5 protein-coding genes are annotated in these 4,296 nt (G+C 53.8%); all 5 read right to left on the bottom strand.

What is annotated here, in order from left to right:
• Positions 1 to 272, bottom strand: a 272-nt coding sequence (locus GX016_03150) for a polymer-forming cytoskeletal protein (GenBank protein ID HHT70563.1), incomplete at its 3' end; no start/stop codon positions are given.
• Between the two features lie 84 nt (positions 273 to 356).
• Positions 357 to 1,295: a peptidoglycan DD-metalloendopeptidase family protein gene (locus GX016_03145; GenBank protein ID HHT70562.1), complete on the bottom strand. Its 939-nt coding sequence runs from the start codon at positions 1,293 to 1,295 to the stop codon at positions 357 to 359.
• Between the two features lie 73 nt (positions 1,296 to 1,368).
• On the bottom strand, positions 1,369 to 1,881 hold the full coding sequence (locus GX016_03140; protein HHT70561.1) for a DUF4446 family protein: 513 nt from the start codon (positions 1,879 to 1,881) through the stop codon (positions 1,369 to 1,371).
• Between the two features lie 44 nt (positions 1,882 to 1,925).
• Entirely contained in the window at positions 1,926 to 2,807 is an 882-nt protein-coding gene (locus tag GX016_03135) for a ParB/RepB/Spo0J family partition protein (protein ID HHT70560.1), read from the bottom strand.
• Positions 2,770 to 3,561: a ParA family protein gene (locus GX016_03130; GenBank protein ID HHT70559.1), complete on the bottom strand. Its 792-nt coding sequence runs from the start codon at positions 3,559 to 3,561 to the stop codon at positions 2,770 to 2,772. The genes GX016_03135 and GX016_03130 overlap by 38 nt, the downstream gene beginning before the upstream one ends.
• Between the last annotated feature and the right edge of the window lie 735 nt (positions 3,562 to 4,296).

Genomic DNA, 4,296 nt, shown 5'->3' with positions numbered 1-4,296 from the left:
CCGGTGGGGGTAATCTCCAGGCGACCGCTCAGTTCCACATCGCCGGTTATTTCCCCGGCCACAGTGGCATGGCGGCCATGAATGTTAGCCTTTAGGTGGGCGCTTTCGCTCACGATGAGATCGCCATTTATCTCGATCTCGCCGTCAACGGCACCGTCTATTCTCAGCGTACCTTCAGCCTTAACGGTGCCTTTCACCTCGGTTCCCGGTCCGAGCACAGTATCGACCCGGTCGAAATCCACTGTCTGCTTCTGCTTCCGCCCGCCGAACATACTTCCTCGCCTCCTACAGTTGGTTTCCGACTGAGGCCCGTTTTAGTCCTGAGCCAGATTGATTAGCTCACCTGGGACCCCTGACTAGAAATAACGGGCCGGATCTTTCTTGACGCCAAGATAGATAACCTCGTAATGCAAATGGGGTCCGGTACTGCGGCCACTGCTTCCCACATAAGCAATCACGTCTCCGCGCTCAACAGTAGTACCTACAGAAACCTTGTTCTTGGAATTATGGGCATAGGCTGTCCGGTAGCCATACCCGTGGTCTATCACCACCATCCGGCCGTAGCCGCTGCGCCAAGCGGAGTATACCACTGTTCCTGCAGCGGTAGCTTTCACGGCCGTACCGTAGGGCGCAGCGATATCAATACCTTCATGAAATTCTGTTCTTCGGCCGTAGGGGGAACGTCTGGTTCCATAGCGAGACGTAATAGTCCCTTGGACCGGCCGGCCAGAAGGTGTGTGGGCCAAGCGCTGTTGCTCCTGCCGAACCTCTTCTTGGAGCTGTGCCAGCTTCTCTTTTTGGGGGTCAATGCTAGCGGCAGCAGCCTGTAATGTGGCCTGGATATCGTCAGTTGTGACTCGGCGACCGGGACCGCCTTGGGGTTGTCCGAGCCGACCGCGGCTAAGGGTCGGTTCCGGTTCTTCGCCGCGAGAGGGCAGCCCCAGCAGTGCTCGTACTTCAGCATCCAACTGGTCTACCTCCACCAGCCGCTCCTGTACTGCCGCCGCTTCTTGGGCTAAGCTTTCAATCTGTTCCGCTTGCTGGCAGTTTTCAATTCTGAGCCGCACCAGTTCCCGTTCATTGGCCCGTAGACGGACATAATCATAGCCAAACCAAGAAAGCCCACCCACAAAGGTGAGCACAAAAACGGCCGCCGCCCCCAGAGCCCAAGCGGGCAACCGCAGGCGCCGGGCCTTTTGGCCGGAGTGAGGTACGAACAGTACTGTAAAAGCTCGGGCTCTAGCGGAGCACTGCTTCCAGGTGCAGCTCTTGGCAAAAAATGTGGCAATAGGCACAACGAACCACCTCAGGTAGTGCTTGGGTAATAAGGGTCTTGTTACCTATTCGCTGTAGAGGGCTAAAATCCTGCTAGTTTTTTCTATTTTCTAGGGCCTGGCTAATGGCTTGGTTTTCTTCTTGGCTAAGAAAATAGTTGGATTCACCTTTCTGCACCGGTTTAGCATACACCCGTGACTCATCGCGTCCGTAAATACTGCTCAGGACAAACCCGTCCCGATTCCCATCCAGTACGGCGATGGCAAAGCTCAAATCGCTACCGGCATCAGGAAAAGCATTAAATCTTACCACGCCCACATGCTGGATTGTAGTTAAGTACATCTGTTCCAACTGCCGCAGGGCAAAGTGCAAGCTTTTCATGTTCTCGGTTTGCTGGCGAGAACGTGTGAGCAGCTCGGTGAGCATTGTTTCTAGATCGGCTCCTGGGCTGCCGGCCATGAAGGCATTATATTTCTTGGTGAGCCGGCCCACCCGGAGCCAAAGAAACACAATAAGGAACAGTTGTAAGGCCAGCACCGCCGCTAGAAACGGCACCGGGGCCGTGAGCAGGCTGGAAGATAGGTCTATGGCACCAATAGCATTCATTAAGCTCGCCCCTTAGTGAAGGAATTGAGAGGGTAATAGTAGTTTTACTTGCTTCCTGTCAAGGCCGTCTCGCCTTCCCCCTGAAGGAGAGCCGCCAGTCGCTCCAGCTCTTCAGCCGAATAGTACTCGATTTCGATCTTGCCGCCCTTTCGGCCCGGCCGGATGCGCACCTTAGTGGATAGAGCCCGCCGGATCCGGGTCTCCAGCTCCAGCAACCCCGGGTCTGGGGGTATTCTTTTCTTCTGGGCCGGCTTGGCGGGGACGCGGCGTAACAGTTCCTCTGTTTCGCGAACCGATAGGCCCTTTTCCACCACTTGCCGGCAGGCGGCCAATTGGGCTCGGGGCTCAGAGAGCGCCAGCAAGGCTCTGGCATGCCCCATGGTAATTGTTCCACGTGAAACATAGCTTTGCACTTCAGGGGTCAGGTTAAGGAGGCGCAAAATGTTAGCAATATGGGAACGGCTCTTCCCAACCCGTTGGGCCAGTTCTTCCTGGGTCAGGCCAAATTCCGTCAACAGGATCTTAAAGGCTTCTGCCTCCTCCAACGGATTTAAATCTTCCCGCTGAATGTTTTCGATCAACGCCACTTCCATCATTTCGCCCTCGGACAGTTCCCGGATAACAGCTGGTATACGCACCAGTCCGGCCAGTTGAGCCGCCCGCCAGCGCCGTTCGCCGGCTACCAATTCGTAACCCCCAATGATGGAGCGGACCACCACCGGCTGTAAAATCCCGTGCGTGCGGACCGATTCCGCCATCTCGGCTAACTTCTCCTCATCAAAAGCACGGCGCGGTTGAAAGCTGTTCGGACGTATGTCTTCAATGTTTATTTCCCGCACAGTCTCTTCATCTTCTGGCTCCGCCACCGGTATGAGCGCACCCAGCCCCTTACCTAAACCTCGTTTCTCGCTGCGTTTCGCCTTCACGTTCCATCACTTCCTTCGCCAAATCCTTATACACTTCGGCCCCGCGCGAGCGCGGGTCATAAACCATAATCGGTTTCCCATGGCTTGGAGCCTCGGAGAGACGAACGTTCCGCGGGACAATGTTCCGGTACACTCGATCCCGAAAATATTTCTTAACCTCGTCCACCACCTGAATGGATAAGTTAGTGCGAGCATCAAACATGGTCATGAGTACTCCTTCAATCTCCAGTCGGGGATTTAGGGCGCCCTGTACCAGCCTGACTGTGCTCAGTAGCTGTCCCAATCCTTCCAGGGCGTAGAACTCACATTGAATAGGGACCAAGACTGAATCGGCCGCCACCAAGGCATTCACCGTTAACAGACCCAAAGACGGGGGGCAATCAACAAACACATAATCATAGCGCTCCCGTTCATCCGCTAAAGCCTCCCGTAGGCGCTGTTCCCGCCGCGGCAGCCCCACCAGCTCAATCTCGGCTCCGGCCAAATCCACCGCTGCCGGGATCAAATGCAGTCCTCTTATTTCCGTGGGCAGTTTTACCTGTTGAATGGCACACATCCCAAGTAACACTTGATAGATACAACCGTCGAGATTGTCTTTATCAACGCCCATTCCGCTGGTGGCGTTACCTTGGGGATCTATATCCACCAATAGAACCCTCCGCCCTTCCAGGGCTAGCGCCGCCGCCAGGTTAACGGCCGTGGTTGTCTTGCCCACACCACCTTTTTGGTTCGCAATGGCAATCACTTTTCCCATGGGCGCTCACCTCAATCTCTAATCTTGTACTTAATTCCACACCCTAACAGATCTTCCTTCTTTTTCGCCAAAAACCGTTACATTATACCCTAATGAGAGCTCCCACCCAGGTTATGTTTAATCAAACAGTACCCGCTAGCAAAGCGACTAGGTCTTAAGGCACCCCACCGGACTAGCGGGGACAGCTAGCAGAACCAAGGGCAAACCGGCGCTACCGCTACCCCAATGATAACAATAGGTGCAAAGTACCGACTGGTCTTTCTATTGCCACAACTGGCTCTATTAACACCGCCCCGCAGCAGCCACCAAAAACACGGTGCCGCACTAACCCACACGGTATCAAGTGGCCCCTAAGGTACCCAGTTAAAAACCAACCGTTTTCATCTACCAAATGTTAACGCCAACACGAAACAACTAAGATTGACAGAAACATAACAATCATGCTATACTTGATTTAGTAAAACGTAGGCGTATCCAGCAGTTTTCTCGCTACGCGCTACTTTTGGAGTCTAATGGAGGGTCAAATTGGCAAAATATCACTATTTGCACCTTTTGAAGAGAAGAAGTTGACTCCCATTAGTGTCAAGAAAGTAACACAAGCAGCTACACAGTCACAGTAGTAAGTAACGAAACGGAGGAACTAGCTATGGCAACGACAGAACTAAGTTGTGGCCGCCGGTTTGCAGCTGTAAATGATATCTTACAGCGGCATCAACATCGTCCCGAACGGTTGGT

It is taken from the genome of Bacillota bacterium (assembly GCA_012837285.1).
In the GTDB taxonomy this organism is placed as follows: Bacteria; Bacillota; DTU030; order DUMP01; family DUMP01; genus DUNI01.
Note: the sequence above shows the minus strand (reverse complement) of the source record. Positions and strands in the feature narration are given on the sequence as shown.

Bases quoted from the DNA above. Each gene is read 5' to 3' on its own strand.
- GX016_03140 (HHT70561.1), bottom strand. From the start codon at position 1,881: ATGAATGCTATTGGTGCCATAGACCTATCTTCCAGCCTGCTCACGGCC.
- GX016_03130 (HHT70559.1), bottom strand. From the start codon at position 3,561: ATGGGAAAAGTGATTGCCATTGCGAACCAAAAAGGTGGTGTGGGCAAG.